We start from the raw sequence: 294 nt of genomic DNA, 5'->3' as shown, positions 1-294 counted from the left end.
CCTACGGGAGGCTGCAGTAGGGAATATTGCGCAATGGGCGGAAGCCTGACGCAGCAACGCCGCGTGGGGGATGACGGCCTTCGGGTTGTAAACCTCTTTCAGCAGGGAAGAAGCTTTCGGGTGACGGTACCTGTAGAAGAAGGACCGGCTAACTACGTGCCAGCAGCCGCGGTAATACGTAGGGTCCAAGCGTTGTCCGGAATTATTGGGCGTAAAGAGCTCGTAGGCGGCGTGTCGCGTCGGATGTGAAAGCCCGGGGCTTAACTCCGGGTCTGCATTCGGTACGGGCATGCT

Annotated in this window: 1 rRNA gene; it reads left to right on the top strand. The window is 59.2% G+C overall.

The window, feature by feature from the left end:
* Positions 1-294 (top strand): 16S ribosomal RNA (locus tag ACTHSL_RS13410); the annotation flags it as partial.

Origin of the sequence: Neisseria sp. P0008.S010 (assembly GCF_051962715.1) — a bacterium.
Lineage (GTDB): Bacteria > Pseudomonadota > Gammaproteobacteria > Burkholderiales > Neisseriaceae > Neisseria > Neisseria elongata.
Note: the sequence above shows the minus strand (reverse complement) of the source record. Positions and strands in the feature narration are given on the sequence as shown.